Here is a 14,765-nt window from a genome sequence, read left to right as displayed (position 1 = left end):
GGACCAGGCACGCGGGTCGGTCCTCGGGGTCGCGCCACTGCTGGACGCCTTCCGGGTCGCCGATGTTGTCGCTCCAGCGACAACAAATCTACCCACCTCGTGCCGTCTGCTCACGGTCGCGCCCTTGCAGCGGAGCGCGGCAGCATCATGGACATGACCGACGCCCAGTGGCGTAAGAGCAGTAAGAGCGGCAGCAACGGCGGCGATTGCGTCGAGATCGCGGACAACCTTCCTGGCGTCGTCGCTGTGCGGGACTCCAAGGACCCGACCGGGCCGGCGCTGGTCTTCGGCCCGGCGGCGTGGCGCAGCTTCGTCGAACTGGCGAAGCGCGCCTGATCCCGCCGGCACGGAAAGCCCTCGGCGGTGGCCGGGGGCTTTGTCGTAGGGCGGTCGGGACGACGGCCCTGACCACGCGAAACGGCCCACGGGCGGAAGAGTTCCCGCCCGTGGGCCTCGCGTGCGTCAGGTCGCCGGTTGTGCCTGGCGACCGCCCAGGTGCAGCCGACCCACGAGCTGTCGGGCCTGCTCGGCCACGTCCGCTTCGACGGTGACCGCGTACTGGTTGGCCCGCAGTGAGCTGGCCGAGGTGAAGTCCCGCTTGCCGCCGGTCATGGCGTGCGCGACCCCGCCGAACACGGCACCCCAGACGGCACCGATGACCAGGCCGACCAAGAGCACGGCCAGCCAGTTGCCGACCGTGAAGATGCCGAACAGCAGGCCGATGAACAGTCCGAGCCAGGCGCCCGTACCGGCGCCGATCAGCGCCGCCCGGGCCGTGCTCAGCCGGCCCAGCACCGTCTCCACCAGGGTGAGGTCGGTGCCGACGATCGCGGTCCGTTCGACCGGGAAGCGGTTGTCGGCCAGATAGTCCACGACGCGTTGCGCGGACGGATAGTCCGGATACGCGCCCAGTGTCACGGTCGGCGGTCCGGCTGGTGGGCCGTGCCCGTCGCCACCGGGTGCCGCGGTGCGGCCTCCGGGGCCGGACGGGAGGGTGCCGCCGCCGGTCATACCGGGTTGCCACGCCGAGGGATTCGACTGTGTGGTCATGGGTCTCCTCCTTCGTCTGTAGTCGCGTTCCCGCCCAAGGCGAGCGGTAACGCCGGTGGCGGATCCGGTACCGGCGGCGCAGACGACCGGGCCCCCGGCCACCGCTGTCGCGGTGTCGGCCGGAGGCCCGGTCTGTGGTGGTGGCCCGAGGGCCCGGTGTGGTCCTGGGAGCGCGCCGGTCAGGCGCAGGTGCCGCCGTTCAGGGTGAAGGGGCCGGGCGTCGGCAGGCTGCTGCCGCTGTAGGTGCCCTGGAAGCCCACGCTGATCGTGCCGCCGACGGGCACGTTGCCGTTGTAGGCGACGTTGCGGACCTCGATGCGGTCACCGGACTGGCTCCACGTGCCGTTCCAGCCGTTGCTCAGCCGCACGCCGGAGCCGGCGTTGAAGGCGAGCGTCCAGCCGGTGAGCGCCACACTGCGGTTGGTGACCCGGATCTCGGCGGTGAAGCCGCCGGCCCACGTGTTCGGGGTGAACGTCACCGCGCAGCTGCCGGCGGGCGGGTTGGACGGGGGCGGCGTGGTCGGCGGCGTGGTGGTGGGGGGAGTGGTGGTCGGCGGGGTCGTCGTCGGCGGGGTGGTGGTCGGCGGGGGGCCGGCCGCGATCGCCAGGTCGTACGCCCGCTGCGGCACGAACTGTCCGGCGGCGGCGATACAGCCGTCGGCCTCGCCGGGCAGCTTCACCCAGAGGAACGCGTCGATCGCCGAGTCGCCGGTGGCGGTGGTGCTCGGCGTGCCGATCGCCCGCCCCGGCGGGTCGCACCACTCCGAGCCGGCCGGGCCGTTGCCGTTGCGGCTGGTGTCGATGACCGCCTTGAGACGGGAGTTGCCGGTGGCCGCGATGATCTGCTTGGCGTACGAGACCTCGTCGGCGGTGCGGCGGTAGTTCGACACGTTCACCGAGATGCCGTCGGCGCTGTTGGCGATGTCTGCCGCGTTCAGTCGCGCGGCCGCCTCGCTGGGCGCGAGCCATCCGCCGTGGCCGATGTCGTAGTAGACCTTCGCCGCTGACGAGCCGGCCTTGAGCGCCTTGCCGGCGTACGCCATCGAGGCCCGGACCTCGGCCTGCTGGCTGGCGTTCATGCAGCTCGTCATGATCGGGAGCACGTCGGGCTCCAGGATGATCGTGGCGGGCCGACCGCCGAGCCCGGCGGCGACCTGGTCCACCCACTGCCGGTAGGCGGTGTGGTTGGGCGCGCCGCCCGCGCTGTGGTTGCTGCAGTCGCGGTTCGGGATGTTGTAGACCACGAGAATCGGGATCTTGCCGGCGTTGGCGGCGGCGGTCACGAAGGAGCTGACCTCGGCGCGTACGGTCGAGGTGTTCGTGGTGGTGTACCAGCGGGGTTGCGGGACGCTGGCGATCCGGTCCCGGATCACGGCGGCCTTGGAGTCGTTCGGGTTGGCGGCCACCCAGCGGGCGGCGCTGGTGTCCGGATCGACATAGAAAACGGAGTCGGCGGCGGCTGCGGGCGCGGGACGCAACGCGCCCACGCCGACGGTGGCGACCACGGTCAGTGCCGTCGCGACGGCGCCGACCACGGCATAGGTGCCTCGGGTTCTCATGTACTGCTCCTCGTATGCATCGAAGACAGTGCGTGGAAGCGCTCCCACATGTCCGACAAAGTACGGGCCGGTTGCGAACTTGTGAAGACCTTCCGGAAGTATCCGGAGGATCGACGGGCACCGCTCGGTCGCCGCCACCCGGGCCAGGTCGCGAATACGATCACCGGATGGGACTGGATCGGGCGGGTGTCGTGGTGGTCGGTGCGGGTATCGCGGGCGTCGCCTGCGCCGGGGAACTGGCGCGGGCCGGCGTGCCGGTGGAGATCCGCGAACGCGGTCGGGTGGCCGGCGGGCGGATGGCCAGCAAACGCTTCGACGGCCGCCCCGCCGACCTGGGCGCCGCCTACCTGACGGTGAACGATCCCGAGTTCGCCGAGGTGGTACGCGAGTGGGAGACCGCCGGCCTGGCCCGCGAGTGGACCGACACCTTCGTCTCCTATGACGGCACCGGGCGGCGTGAGGTCTCCGGGCCGATGCGCTGGGCCGCTCCCCGAGGACTGCGGTCACTCGTCGAGCACCTGGCCCGCGACCTGCCCGTGGTGGTGAACCGGCTGGTGCTCGGCGTCGAGGCCGGTCCGCTGGTGGACGGCACGGCGTGCGCGGCGGCGGTCCTGGCGATGCCGGGCCCGCAGGCGGCGCTGCTGCTCGACCCGGCCCTGGCCGCCGCCACCGAGGCGGCCGGGCGGCAGCGCTGGGCGCCGACGCTCTCCGCCGTGCTGCGTTTTCCGACCCGACGCTGGGTCGACTTCCGGGGCGCCTTCGTCAACGACCATCCGCTGCTCAGCCTGGTCTGCGACGACGGCGACCGGCGCGGTGACGGGGCACCGGTGCTGGTCGCGCACACCACGCCGGAGTTCGCCGCCGGTCATCTCGCCCAGCCCACCGGCGCCGCGTCAGCCGTCGAGGCGGCCGTCCGCGACCTGTTCGCGCTGCCGGACCGGGCCGAGCACGTGCACGTGCACCGCTGGACGTATGCCCGGCCCACCTCCGACACCGCCGCCGGGTTCCACCTGGACGGCGACGGGATCGGGCTGGCCGGGGACGCCTTCGGCGAGTCCCGGGTGCAGACCGCCTGGCGTTCCGGTCGCGACCTCGGCCGCGCCCTGGTCCAACGCCTGACCTGACGCACTCTCCCCGGCGACCAGCCGCCGGTCAGACCGGCGAGCCCGGACGGGACGGTCAGCCCGGTCGGTCGGAACGGCCAGCCTGATCGGAACGGCCAGCCTGATCGGAACGGCCAGCCTGATCGGAACGGCCAGCCTGATCGGAACGGCCAGCCTGATCGGAACGGCCAGCCCGGTCGGGACGGCCAGCCCGGTCGGGACGGCCAGCCCGGTCGGGACGGCCAGCATGGTCGGAAGCCAGCCCGGCCGGAACGGTCAGCCCGGTCGGGAACCGGCCCGCTCGGGACCGTCAGCCGCCGGGCGCGGGGCGGTCAGGCGGGCGGGAGCAGGATCTCGAACCAGACGGTCGAGCCGCGCACGGTGGGGTCGGTGCCCCAGGCGTCGCTCAGCTCCTCGATCAGGCCCAACCCTCGGCCCCGGCTGCTCAGCGTGTCGGTGCGGGCCCGGGTCACCGTGCCCCGGGACCCGGAGTCGGCCACCGAGACGAGTAGGCGCTCCGGGCTGAGGTCGATCTCGACCCGCGCCTCGGTGCCGGCGTGCAGCAGGGCGTTCGTGGTCAACTCGCTGGTGCAGAGCACCGCCGCGCCGATCACCGACTCGGCCACCCGCCACTCGGTGAGCAGCGCGGTCATCCAGTGCCGGACCCGGCTCGGGGCGGTCGGCTCGGCCGGCACCTCCATCCGTGCCGACCGGCTCGGCCGCAGGGCGTACTCGACGGCCAGCACCGCGACGTCGTCCTCGGTGGCGCCGGGGACCGAGGACGTGGCGGCGGCGCACAACGCCCTCGGGTCACCGCTGGACGCGGCGGCCACCGACTCCGCCAGGCGGGCCAGGCCGTGCGACAGCCCCTGCCGTCGGCGTTCCACCACGCCGTCGCTGAACAGCAGCAGGGTGTCGCCGGGGGAGAACGCGACGGTACCGGTGGCGGGGTGGTAGCCGATGCCCAGCGGCGCGCCGGTCGGCACGTCCACGTACTCGGCCCGTGGTTCGCCCCCGGGCCCGCAGCGCCGCACCAGCGGCGCCGGGTGGCCGGCGCTGGCCAGGGTGAGCTGCTCCCGCTCCACGTCGATCACGCCGAACGCCACGGTCACGAACAGCTCGAACGTGCCGGTCTCGGAGCCGAGGCTGGTGACCAGCCGGTCGAGCCCGGCGAGCACCTGGTCGGGGCGCGGGTCGTTGAGCGCCAACGCCCGCAGCGCGGCGCGGACCTGTCCCATCCGGGCGGCGGCCTGCACGTCGTGCCCGGCCACGTCGCCGAGCACCACCCCGAGGTCGCCGGTGGGCAGCACGAACGCGTCATAGAAGTCGCCACCGGCGGCGTTGCCGTCGACACCCGGGTCGTAGCGGGCGGCGATCCGCAGCAGCGGCAGGCTGGGCAGGTTCTCCGGCAGCATGCTGCGCTGGAGCAGCTGGGCGGTGCCGTGCTGGGTCTCGAAGCGGCGGGCCCGCTCGGTCGCCTGCCCGACCAGCTCGGCCGACGCGGCCAGCAGCGCCCGTTCCGGCGCGGTCCAGGCGTGCGAGGTGCGGTAGCCGACGGTGAGCGCGCCGCGTACCCCGGACGCGCGGAGCGGCACGGCCGCCAGGGCACGGACCCGCTGGTCGTGCCGGTCGGCGGCGATGTCGCGCAGTGGCTCGCCGTCGTCGACGAACCGGGGCTGGCCGCTACCCGCGCTGAGCGCGGCCGGTGCCGGCCAGTCCGCCGGCCCGCGCCGCCACAGCGGGGGCAGCCGCTCGTCCGCCTCGTCCACCAGCTCGCCACGGACCCGGCGGACCAGTCGCCAGCCGCCCCCACCGCCGGTGTCGTCGACGGCGAACGAGACCCGGTCGGCGTCGAACGAGGTGAGCGCGTACCGCAGCGCCACCCGGGCCACGTCGTCGAGGGTCAGCGTGCCGGACAGCGCCGCGGCGAAGTCGCTGAGCTCCTGCAACTGGCGGGTCGCCGGGTTGGTCTCGGCGACCACCGACAGCACCCCGGCGATCCGGCCCCCGCTGTCGCGGACGGTCGAGCAGGCCCAGATGTAGACGGACGGGTCGAGACCGTCGGAGTGCAGCGGGAGGGGTGCCTCCTTCTCCAGGAACGGCTCACCGGTGCGGTAGGTCTGCTCCACCACGTCACCGACGCCGGGCAGCCGCCACACGTGGTCGAAGACCTCGGCGGCGGGCCGACCCACGGCCTGCGGGTGCCGGTCACCGATCAGCTCGGCGTACGCGTCGTTGTAGAGCAGCAGCAACTCGTCGCCGAGGTACAGCGCCATCGGTGCGGGTGAGGCGAGCACCACCTCCACGGCGGCGCGGACCGCCGGGTCCCAGGACTCGCGGGTGCCCAGCACCGTCGCGCCCCACTCGTGGTGGCCGACGACGGTCGCGGCGCGCGGCATCGGCGCGCGGGGCGCCTGGCCTGCTGGCGTGGGGACTCGCCCGACCGTTCCTGGCATGACCGCAGCCTAGCCCGACCCCTCGACCCGTGTTTCCGATCATGGGCCCGGCGGTTCGGGTCGGGACATCCGGGCAGGTCAGAGCCGTTCTGTCGGGATGTGTCGGGAAAAAGCAGGTGACCTGCGCGGCGTGCCGTCCCGACGGTGGGGTAAGCGCGCGGGGCAGTCCATGCGACAGGAGGGACATCATGCCGGAAACCCTGGCGGCCAGGCAGGTCAACATCGGTGACGCTGTGGCCGACATGTGGAGGTCGGTGCTGCTGTTCGTACCGAGGGCCATCGCGTTCATCGCGATCCTGGTGGTCGGATGGCTCATCGCCAGAGCCGTGCTCAAGATCGTTGATGCGGTCCTGGAACGGGTGGGGTTCGATCGCGCGGTCGAACGGGGCGGCATCAAGCGCGCGCTCGAACGGACCAGGTACGACGCCAGTGACATCCTGGCGCGCCTGGCGTACTACGCCGTACTGCTGTTCACACTTCAGTTCGCCTTCGGCGTCTGGGGTCCGAACGCGATCAGCAACCTGATCGGCGGCGTGGTGGCCTGGCTGCCCCGGGCCTTCGTGGCGATCGTGATCGTGGTGATCGCCGCGGCGATCGCCAACGCGGTACGGGACCTCGTCAGCGGGGCGCTGGGTGGTCTGTCGTACGGGCGGGTGCTGGCCGACCTGACGGCGGTCTTCATCATCGCGCTCGGCGTCATCGCGGCACTGAACCAGGTGGGCATCGCCACCACCGTCACCACTCCGGTCCTGATCGCGGTGCTCGCCACGGTGGCCGGCATCCTGATCGTCGGCGTGGGCGGTGGTCTGGTCAAGCCCATGCAGAACCGCTGGGACGGCTGGCTCCACCGGATCGCGGAGGAGTCGCGGGCCGTCCGCGAACAGCGGCAGGGCGCCCAGGCCGGACGCAGCGACATGCAGCGGCAGATGGCCGACCGGGCGGGCGCCGAGCGTTCCCAGACGATGTCGAGGGGGCAGGAGTCCTCGATGTCCGGGGGACGGGGTACGTACCAGTCCGGGACCTCGGGTGACGAGACCCAGCAGTTCGGTCGGTGACCGTACGCGTACCGGGACGGGTGTCCGCCACACGGCGGGCACCCGTTCACGTCACAGCGGAGGCGGCTGCGGAGTCGGGGTGTCCAGCGCGGCGGTCAGCGCGCAGACGGCGAGCAGACGCACCAGCACCCAGTCCGCCTCGGCCCACTCGACCGGGGCGGTCGGCGGCTGCCAGCCGTGCTCGGCGGCGGCGGCCCGGAGCCCCTCGGCGTAACCGGCCAGGGACGCGGCGGTCAGCGGGGTGAGGTCGCCGTGCAGGCTGTCCCGCACCGCGGCGGCGTGCTGGTCGACCACGGCGAGCAGTCCGGGCAGGGCTCCGGCGGCGGCCAGCCCGTCGAGGCCCACGGTGGTGGCGAGCGCCATCAGGGCGGACCGGTTGTCCTCGACGGTGGTCCGGGTCCGAACCCGGTTCGACGGCTCGCGCATGGGGAACGAATCTAGCCAACTCGGACCGGCGGCGACCTCGGCCGCTCGGCTGGTCAGGGGATCGGCCGGTCGTCGTCCCGGGGTCCGGACCCGGACGCGCGACCGCCCAACCGGGCAGTGGCGGTAGCAGGGAGGCACGAATGGACACCACCGACGGCCCCGACGAGCAGCACCGGCGACCGGCCGGTGTGAGCGACGACACGGTGGAGGCGCTCGGCAAGCTCAGCGAGGCGCTGGAGTGCGTGGAGCGGGCCCGGGGCGAGCTCTACTCCATGCATCAGCGCATCGGCCACGCCGACCTGATGCTGGACGAGGCGGTCCGGATGTTCCGCGCGGCCGGCCACCCGACGATCGCCGACCGGATCGCCGACGAGCTGGTGGGCCGGAACGTGATCGCGGGTCGCTGGACGTTCCAGATCGTCGAGGACTTCGACGACGGGTACTACGCGCTCTTCCGTGACCTGGACCGGGCGGCCCGCGACGAGCTGGTCGGGGGCCGGCGGCACCTGTACGAGGCGGAGATGAAGGAGCGGCGTCGTACCCGTGGTCGAGCGGGTCACGAGGCCCGCCCGCAGGACGCCGGGTGAGACCCGGCGCGGCGTGTTACTCCGTCGGGCGGGCGTCCGCCGGACGGCGGCGAGCGGTGTCGTCCGCGATGATCACAGTCGCCACCATCAGCGCGACAACCACGCTGAACAGCCAGGAGCTGTCCTCGGTGAACCGGGCGGAGACGGGTGCCTGAGCGGCGGCGAGCAGGAAGCCGAGCCATGCCAGGCGGCGTTGACGCGTGGTGAGGAAGCCGGAGCCCTGATGCATCCCGAAAGTCTTGCGCGCCGTCGCGGCGTTGCCGTCAGCCGAACGGCCGAATCTGTCCGACCCGTCCGAATCCCGATCCGTCCGGCTGACCCAATCACCGCCGATCATGAGCGTGTCTGCTCCGCAGAAGGCGGTGCCGCGCACTGGTCGGCGGTGATCCGGTGGTGTCGTCAGAGCGTGTCCGGGCCGGTACGACCGGTGGTGGAGGGGCGGTGGGCGCGGTCCGGGTCGGTCGGCTCGCGACCCGTGCCGGGCACCTGCGTACCCCGGTCGGCGGCCTCCGGGCCATGGCCGAACGCGGCCTCCTCACCGGCGTCGTTGCCGGTCACGTCGTCGGACTGCCCGTCGAGCGTGGACCGGGCGACCGCCCGGTCCAGTTCCTCCAACGGCAGCCGTTCCTCGTCACGCCACACCCTGTCGTCGCTCATACCCTCGCCCTACCCCCACCCGCACCGGCCAAACGGCGCACCGGCGCGACCACCGGCGGTGGCGACGGCACCGGCGAGACCACCGGCAACGGCGACGGCCGCCGGGTGAGCGGCGGCCGTGGCGGGAGGTACGGGAGGGATCAGGGCTGGGGTCGGTCGACGGTTCCGCGCCAGGCGCCGGTCTCCTGACCGCGTCGCTCTATGAACTGCTTGAAGCGTTGCAGGTCACCCTTTGCCCGGCGGTCCACGACGCCCAGCTTGTCGCCGGCCTGTTCGAGGACACCCTGCGGGTCGAACTCCAACTGGAGGCTGACCCGGCTGGTCTGCTCGTCGAGCCGGTGGAAGGTGACCACCCCGGCGTGCTTGGTGCCGCCGGTCGAGCGCCAGGCGACCCGTTCGTCGGGGAGCTGCTCGGTGATCTCGGCGTCGAACTCGCGCTTGACCCCGGCGATCTCCACGGTCCAGTGGGTGAGCGTGTCGGAGAGCTGACGGACCTCCTCGACGCCCTCCATGAAGTGGGGGAACTCCTCGAACTGCGTCCACTGGTCGTACGCCGTCCGGATCGGGACGGACACGTCGACGTGCTCGGTTACACCACTCATCAGGATCCTCTCCTGCGCCGGTGCGGGGGCTGGCCGCAGAAGGCCGTCCTCACCAGCGCGTCGTCTCGTTCTTGTGGCCGAGCGCGGCCCAGACCTCGGACACCGTCTGGTACCGGGTGCCCTCCGGCAGGCGCTCCAACTCGGCGAGCAGGTCGTCCGGCGCCTCGTTCTCCCGCGCGTTTGCGAGTAGGGCCGCCCGGTCCCCGGGCAGGGCGGTCATCGTGATGAACCGTCCCAACCGGCTGCGGGCCTCCACGTCCTCGGACGTCATGCCCTGCGGAGTGCCGCTGCGGGTCTCGCCGCCGACGACGGTCGTCGTCTCCGGCTGGTCCTCGCCCGCAGGCTCCGGCACCCGGAACTCGTCGACCCGCGAGCCACCGGTCCCCGGCCCCTGGACCAGGCCGTTGACCTCCTGCTCCATCTGCTCGTCGACTCTCGGTGCGTGCTTGCTGCTGCCGCGTTCCATGCCTTCTGCGCTACCCGGCGAGGTGGGCGGTAAACGCGGCACCGGGTCACGAAGGTGCCGGCGACCGGGGCGGCAGCACCGGCTCCTCGGCGTCGCTCGCGCCGGACTGGAGCACCCGTCCGCGCTGCAACTCCGCGTTGATCTGCACCCCGAGCAGCAGGGCGGAATTGGACACGTAGAGCCAGACCAGGAAGGCGATCACCGCGCCGAGGCTGCCGTAGGTGGTGTCGTACGAGCCGAAGTTGGCCACGTACAGGCCGAAGCCGAAGGAGCCCAACGCCCAGGTGACCAGCGCCACCGCCCCGCCCGGGGTGAGCCACCGGAACCGGGGCTGCCGGACGTTCGGCGCCACCCAGAACAGCAACGACATCAGCAGCATCGCGATCATTGCCAGCACCGGCCACTTCACCACCGACCAGGCGGTACGGGCCGCGCCTCCGGCGCCGACCAGGTCGCCGACCGCGTCGGCGACCGGGCCGCTGACGATCAGCCCGGTGGCCACCACGGCGAGCAGCACCAGCGACAGCGCCGCCAACCCGATCTGGATCGGCCGCAGCTTCCACACCGGCCGTCCCTCGGTCACCCCGTAGATGGTGTTCGAGGCGCGGGTGAACGAGGCGATGAAGTTGGAGGCGGACCAGAGCGCGCCGAGCAGACCGAAACTGAGCAGCACCCCGGCCGAGCTGTTCTGCTCCACCACGCCCCGGACCACGCCGACGAAGTTCTCGTTGGCCACCACCGACCCCGCCCCGACGTCCCGGGCCAGGTCGAGCACGGTGTCGACGGTGCGTTCCCCGTCCGAGACCAGCCCGACCAGGGCGACCACCACGACGGTGGAGGGGAAGAGCGCGAGCACCCCGTAGTAGGTCAGCGCGGCGGCCCAGTCGGTGCAGTTGTCCTGCACGTAGTTGCGGACGCTGCGGACCAGCACGCCGCGCCAGGTCGACCAGTGCAGTTGCCGGATCCGGCCGGGTAGCGCGGACACCGGCGGCTCGGCGGCCGGGGCGTCCGGGTTCGTCGTGGTCATCACCGCTCCCTGCTGGCGCCGGCAGCGGGTACGCCGGGTGGCCCGGCCGGTACCCCCGTCCACGCGACGGCAAACCGGGTACCGGGGTTTACCACCGCGCGGACGGGGAACGCCAGTCGGAATGGCCCGACCACGGAGGAGGATCGAGATGCCCGGGCGTGAGGTACTGCCCAGCACGCTGCGGCGCTCCCCGGACAAGGCGCAGCGCACCTGGGAGAAGACGCACGATTCGGCCGTCGAGACGTACGGCGAGGGGGAGCGGGCGCACCGGACCGCCTTCGCCGCCGTCAAGCACGAGTTCGAGAAGGTGGGCGACCACTGGGAGCCGAAGGGCCGCAAGGGCCCGAGTGACCGGCAGGCCGCCGGGGGCGGCCCGGAACGGCGGGCACCCACCGCCGGCGGGGTGGACGCGAACGCTCCCAAGGAACACCTGATGGCCAGGGCCCGCGAACTGGACGTGCGGGGCCGGTCGAGCATGACCAAGCCGGAACTGGTCACCGCCCTCCAGAAGGCCAACAACCGGCAGACCGCCAAGGCGCGCGGCGACTGAGGCGCGCGGCGACCGACCGACGCACCGAGGGCCCCGACCCCGCCGTCACCGGCGCGGGTCGGGGCCCTCGGCGTACCGGCGCGGTCCTCACCAGTGCCCGCCGCCGGGCGCCTCGATGTGCACCGCCTTGGTGGCGGTGAACTCGTCGAGCAGCTCCGGGCCGTAGCCGAAGCCCTGGCCGCTGCCCCGACGCGGGTGGGCCGCCCCGGCCGGGGCACCGCCGAAGACCGCGTTCACCTTCACCGTGCCCACCGGCAGCTCCCGCCAGGCCCGCTGGGCGTGACTCATCGAACCGGTCAGCACGGTCGCGGCCAACCCGTACGGCGAGTCGGCGGCACACCGCAGCGCCTCGCTGAACGAGTCGACCACCACCACCGGCGCGACCGGCCCGAACGTCTCCTCCCGCACCAGCGCCATGTCGTGCCGGCAGTTGTCCAGCACGGTGGCCGGGTAGAAGGCGCCCGGCCCCTCCGGCAGCGTCCCGCCGACCCGGATCCGCGCCCCGTCGGCGACCGCTGCCGTCACCTGGCCGTGCACCTGGTCGCGGTGCCGCCGGTCGACCAGCGGACCCAGGTCGGTGGCCGGATCGCCACCCGGCCCGACGCGCAGCGCCGCCGCCCGCTCCACCAGCGCGGCGACGAAGTCCTCGGCCACGTCGCGATGCGCGTAGACGCGCTCCACCGCGACGCAGATCTGTCCCGCGTTGGCGAACGCGCCGGTCGCGGCCTGCCCGGCGGCCCAGACCGGGTCCACGTCGGCGTCCACGATCAACGGGTCGCTGCCGCCGTTCTCCAGCAGCACCTTGGCGCCGCTGCGGGCGGCTGCCGCGGCGACGGCCCGGCCGGTCACGGTCGATCCGACGTGCGCCACCACGTCCACCTCGGCACCGGCGAGCGCCGCGCCGGTCTCGGCCCCGCCGGTCAGCAGCGAGAGCACACCGGCCGGCAGCGCCGAGTCGAACGCGCGGGCCAGCAGCCACCCGGTCGCCGGGGTGCGTTCGCTCGGCTTGTGCAGCACCACGTTGCCGGTGACGAGGGCGGCGCCGAGCAGCCCGCACGACACCGCCACCGGGTCGTTCCACGGCGTGATGACGGCGACCACGCCGCGCGGCTGCGGTGTCATGAAGTCCAGGGCGTCGGGTGCGCCGTGCAGGGTCCGTCCACCCCGGGCCGGGGCGAGTTCGGCGTACTGCCGCAGGGTGGCGATGCCGGCCTCGACGCCGCCCCGGGCGTCGGCGAGCGGCTTGCCCATCTCGGCGGTGGTCGCCTCGGCCAGTTCGTCGTCGGCGGCGGCCACCGCGTCGGCGGCCCGGTGCAGCGCGGCGGCCCGGTCGGCCGGAGGTGTCGCCGCCCATTCGGCCGCCACGCCGCGCGCCGCCGCGACCGCCTTGCCGACCTCGTCGGCCGTGGCGATCGGCGCGCCGGTCACCGGCACGCCGGTCGCCGGGTCGTGCACCACCAGGTCACCGGCCTCCCCGCCGGCTCCCCACACCCCACCGATGAGCTGCGCAACCGTGTACATGGCGCGCTGCATGCCCGGATGGTCGCCAGGCAAACGTTTCGCCCGGTTGAGCCCGGGTAGCGTCGGTGGATGATGCCGTCCGGTTCTCTCGGCGCCGAAACCGCCGACGCGGTGGTCGTCGGCGCCGGCCACAACGGTCTGGTCGCCGCGAACCTGCTCGCCGACGCGGGCTGGGACGTGCTGGTGCTGGAGGCGACCGGCGCGCCGGGTGGCGCGGTGCGCTCGGCCGAGGTGACCGCCCCCGGCTACCTGAGCGACCTCTACAGCTCCTTCTATCCGTTGGGCTACGCCTCCCCGGTGCTGCGCGGGCTGGACCTGACCCGGTACGGGCTGGCCTGGCGGCACGCCCCGGACGTGCTGGCCCATCTCTTCCCGGACGACCGGGCCGCCCTGCTCAACCGCGACCCCGAGGTCACGGCGGCGTCGCTGGAGGAGTTCGCGCCCGGCGACGGCGAGCGCTGGCTGGCCGCGTACGCCGAGTGGCAGCACATCGCCGACCCGATGCTGGACCTGATCACCACCCCGTTCCCGCCGGTACGCCCCGGTCTGGACGTCCTGCGTCGGCTGCACACCGGCGGCGCGTTGCGGCTGGCCCGGCGGATGGTCCTGCCGGTGCGCCGCCTCGGCGAGGAGCTGTTCGCCGGTGCCGGCGGGCCGGCGTTGATGGCGGGATGCGCGTTGCACACCGATCTGTCCACCGAGGACGCCGGCTCCGGCGTGTACGGCTGGCTGCTGGTCATGCTCGGCCAGCAGGTCGGCTGGCCGGTGCCGACCGGCGGGGCGCAGAAGATCACCGACGCGCTGGTGGCCCGGCTGACCGAGCGGGGCGGCCGGATCCGGCACGACGCCCGGGTGGACCGGGTCCTGGTGGCCCGGGGCCGGGCGATGGGCGTGCGCACCGCCGACGGCGGGTTGTACCGGGCCCGCCGGGCGGTGCTGGCCGACGTGCCCGCACCCGCGCTCTATCTGGACCTGGTCGGCGCGGCGGCGCTCCCGCCGAGGCTGGTGGCGGACCTTACGCACTTCCGCTGGGACGGTTCGACGCTGAAGGTGGACTGGGCGCTGTCCGGCCCGGTGCCGTGGACCAATCCTCGGCTGGCGACCGTCGGCACCGTGCACCTCGGGGCGGATCTCGGCGGGCTGACCGGCTACGCCGCCACGCTCGCCCGAGGTGAGCTGCCCCGCGACCCGTTCCTGCTGGTCGGGCAGATGACGGTGGCCGACCCCAGCCACTCCCCGCCGGGCACCGAGTCGCTCTGGTCGTACACGCACCTGCCGTTCCGCCGGCACTGGCGCAGCGAGGACGTGATCGGTCACGTGGAGCGGATGGAGGCGGTGCTGGAGGCCGCCGCGCCCGGCTTCCGGAGCCTGGTGGTGGGCCGGCACGTGTTCGGGCCGGCCGATCTGGAGGAGGCCAACCCGAGTCTGGTCGGCGGTGCCCTCGGTGGTGGCACCGCCGCGCCCTACCAGCAACTGTTCCTACGCCCGGTGCCCGGACTGGGCCGCGCGGACACCCCGGTCGACCGGCTCTTCCTGGCCAGCGCGTCGGCGCATCCCGGCGGTGGGGTGCACGGGGCGCCGGGGGCGAACGCGGCCCGGGCCGCGCTGGCCCGGGACCGGATGCTCACCGGTGGTGTCTACCGCCGGGCCGTGGACACCGCACATCGGGCCGTGTACCGCTGACACAATCGGTCGCGGCCCGCGCG

General features: G+C 73.5%; 16 protein-coding genes. 6 read left to right on the top strand and 10 right to left on the bottom strand.

Annotated elements, in window-relative coordinates; all coding sequences use genetic code 11:
• The first annotated feature begins 147 nt into the window (after positions 1–147).
• Positions 148–336 (top strand): DUF397 domain-containing protein, encoded by a 189-nt coding sequence (locus ACWDVW_RS25590; RefSeq protein ID WP_449953521.1) that lies wholly within the window; start codon positions 148–150, stop codon positions 334–336.
• 126 nt (positions 337–462) lie between these two features.
• On the opposite strand, the gene ACWDVW_RS25585 is transcribed toward ACWDVW_RS25590, so the two are convergent.
• Both ACWDVW_RS25585 and ACWDVW_RS25580 read right to left on the bottom strand, forming a co-directional pair.
• Positions 463–1,050: a general stress protein gene (locus ACWDVW_RS25585; RefSeq protein WP_449953518.1), complete on the bottom strand. Its 588-nt coding sequence runs from the start codon at positions 1,048–1,050 to the stop codon at positions 463–465.
• Positions 1,051–1,229: 179 nt separating this feature from the next.
• Positions 1,230–2,609, bottom strand: coding sequence for a glycoside hydrolase family 6 protein (locus ACWDVW_RS25580; protein ID WP_449953516.1), 1,380 nt, complete (start codon positions 2,607–2,609; stop codon positions 1,230–1,232).
• 167 nt (positions 2,610–2,776) lie between these two features.
• Between ACWDVW_RS25580 and ACWDVW_RS25575 the strand changes: the two genes are divergently transcribed.
• Entirely contained in the window at positions 2,777–3,733 is a 957-nt protein-coding gene (locus ACWDVW_RS25575; RefSeq protein ID WP_449953513.1) for an NAD(P)/FAD-dependent oxidoreductase, read from the top strand.
• A 311-nt stretch (positions 3,734–4,044) separates the two neighbouring features.
• Here the strand turns inward: ACWDVW_RS25575 and ACWDVW_RS25570 are convergent, their stop codons facing one another.
• Positions 4,045–6,168 carry an ATP-binding SpoIIE family protein phosphatase gene (locus ACWDVW_RS25570; RefSeq protein ID WP_449953510.1) on the bottom strand — a complete coding sequence of 708 codons (2,124 nt, stop codon included), beginning with the start codon at positions 6,166–6,168 and terminating at the stop codon, positions 4,045–4,047.
• 188 nt (positions 6,169–6,356) lie between these two features.
• Here ACWDVW_RS25570 and ACWDVW_RS25565 point away from each other — a divergent pair, with 188 nt between their 5' ends.
• Positions 6,357–7,223, top strand: coding sequence for a membrane protein (locus tag ACWDVW_RS25565; protein ID WP_449953508.1), 867 nt, complete (start codon positions 6,357–6,359; stop codon positions 7,221–7,223).
• Positions 7,224–7,274: 51 nt separating this feature from the next.
• Here the strand turns inward: ACWDVW_RS25565 and ACWDVW_RS25560 are convergent, their stop codons facing one another.
• Entirely contained in the window at positions 7,275–7,649 is a 375-nt protein-coding gene (locus ACWDVW_RS25560; protein ID WP_449953506.1) for a DUF6401 family natural product biosynthesis protein, read from the bottom strand.
• 140 nt (positions 7,650–7,789) lie between these two features.
• On the opposite strand from ACWDVW_RS25560, the gene ACWDVW_RS25555 reads away from it, so the two are divergent.
• Entirely contained in the window at positions 7,790–8,236 is a 447-nt protein-coding gene (locus tag ACWDVW_RS25555; protein WP_449953503.1) for a hypothetical protein, read from the top strand.
• Positions 8,237–8,252: 16 nt separating this feature from the next.
• Here the strand turns inward: ACWDVW_RS25555 and ACWDVW_RS25550 are convergent, their stop codons facing one another.
• From ACWDVW_RS25550 to ACWDVW_RS25530, 5 genes are all read right to left on the bottom strand, one after another.
• Positions 8,253–8,609, bottom strand: a complete 357-nt coding sequence (locus ACWDVW_RS25550; protein ID WP_449953500.1) for a hypothetical protein — start codon at positions 8,607–8,609, stop codon at positions 8,253–8,255.
• A gap of 26 nt (positions 8,610–8,635) precedes the next feature.
• Positions 8,636–8,893, bottom strand: a complete 258-nt coding sequence (locus ACWDVW_RS25545) for a hypothetical protein (RefSeq protein WP_350695150.1) — start codon at positions 8,891–8,893, stop codon at positions 8,636–8,638.
• 140 nt (positions 8,894–9,033) lie between these two features.
• The gene (locus ACWDVW_RS25540; protein WP_396746604.1) at positions 9,034–9,495 is read right to left on the bottom strand and encodes an SRPBCC family protein; all 462 of its coding nucleotides are present in this window, start codon (positions 9,493–9,495) and stop codon (positions 9,034–9,036) included.
• A 49-nt stretch (positions 9,496–9,544) separates the two neighbouring features.
• Complete coding sequence (locus tag ACWDVW_RS25535) at positions 9,545–9,961, bottom strand: DUF2795 domain-containing protein (protein WP_396746607.1); 417 nt, start codon at positions 9,959–9,961, stop codon at positions 9,545–9,547.
• Positions 9,962–10,007: 46 nt separating this feature from the next.
• Complete coding sequence (locus tag ACWDVW_RS25530; protein ID WP_449953497.1) at positions 10,008–10,988, bottom strand: YihY/virulence factor BrkB family protein; 981 nt, start codon at positions 10,986–10,988, stop codon at positions 10,008–10,010.
• A gap of 148 nt (positions 10,989–11,136) precedes the next feature.
• On the opposite strand from ACWDVW_RS25530, the gene ACWDVW_RS25525 reads away from it, so the two are divergent.
• Entirely contained in the window at positions 11,137–11,538 is a 402-nt protein-coding gene (locus ACWDVW_RS25525; RefSeq protein ID WP_449953495.1) for a ChaB family protein, read from the top strand.
• Positions 11,539–11,625: 87 nt separating this feature from the next.
• On the opposite strand, the gene ACWDVW_RS25520 is transcribed toward ACWDVW_RS25525, so the two are convergent.
• Positions 11,626–13,059 (bottom strand): aldehyde dehydrogenase family protein, encoded by a 1,434-nt coding sequence (locus tag ACWDVW_RS25520; RefSeq protein ID WP_449953533.1) that lies wholly within the window; start codon positions 13,057–13,059, stop codon positions 11,626–11,628.
• A 72-nt stretch (positions 13,060–13,131) separates the two neighbouring features.
• On the opposite strand from ACWDVW_RS25520, the gene ACWDVW_RS25515 reads away from it, so the two are divergent.
• On the top strand, positions 13,132–14,742 hold the full coding sequence (locus ACWDVW_RS25515) for a phytoene desaturase family protein (RefSeq protein WP_449953530.1): 1,611 nt from the start codon (positions 13,132–13,134) through the stop codon (positions 14,740–14,742).
• Positions 14,743–14,765 lie beyond the last annotated feature (23 nt).

The organism is Micromonospora sp. NPDC003241 (assembly GCF_053589795.1).
Note: the sequence above shows the minus strand (reverse complement) of the source record. Positions and strands in the feature narration are given on the sequence as shown.